Here is a 960-nt window from a genome sequence, read left to right on the forward strand (position 1 = left end):
GGTTTCTTATTTTTGAGCCGATTTGATTTTGCAGAATTGGTATGGGTTTTAAATACAATATTTTTGCCAGCTTTTTTAAACAACATCAGGCCGTCTGAAATCGGGTTTTCAGATGGCCTGAGTTAATGAAACGGTTTATTTTTGCCAATAGGTTTTGACGTTGACGAACTCGTACAGTCCGAATTCGGATAGCTCCCGTCCGTAGCCTGAAGCTTTGACGCCGCCAAAGGGGAGGCGCAAGTCACTGCTGGTGTGGCGGTTGATAAAGACAGAGCCTGCTTGGATTTTTTCGGTGTATTGCCATGCGTTTGCCGTGTCGGCTGTGTAGATACAGGCGCCGAGGCCAAAAGGTGTGTCATTGGCAAGCGCAACGGCGTGATCTGGATTGTCGGCGCGTAAGATCATGGCGACTGGGCCGAAGACTTCTTCGTGCCAAACGCGGCAGTTTGGGTTGATTTGATCCAATACCGTGGCAGGGTAAAACCAGCTTTCTCCCTCAGGGATATAGCCGCCGCTCAAGCATTGCGCGCCATGTGCAACCGCATCTTGAACCTGCTCGTGTACGGATTGACGCAGGTCTTCGCGGTGAAGCGGGGCAAGGGTGGTGTTCGGGTCTTTGGGATTGCCGGTTTGCAGTTTGGCGCACTCGGCAAGGAAGAGCGGAATAAATTGTTCGGCAATATCTTGGGTAACAACGATGCGTTTGGCGGCATTGCAGGATTGTCCGGCATCGCGAAAGCGCGAATAGCAGGCATCGATGGCTGCGCGTTGCATATCGGCATCGGGCAGGATGATAAACGGATTGCTGCCGCCTAGTTCAAGGACGGTTTTTTTCAGATGTTTGCCTGCGTGGGCGGCCAGCAGGCGGCCGGTATGGGTTGAACCGGTAAATGCCATGGCATCGGTATCTTCAATGGCTTGAAGCGTGTCTTCATGGCTTAACCATGCGCCGATAAGCGG

The 960-nt window shown here is 52.2% G+C and carries 1 protein-coding gene; it reads right to left on the reverse strand.

What is annotated here, in order from left to right; translation table 11 throughout:
- Positions 1–135: 135 nt before the first annotated feature.
- On the reverse strand, positions 136–960 hold an 825-nt coding region (locus ACTHS3_RS15015; protein ID WP_440368371.1), incomplete at its 5' end, for an aldehyde dehydrogenase family protein.

Source organism: Neisseria sp. P0009.S007 (assembly GCF_051962515.1).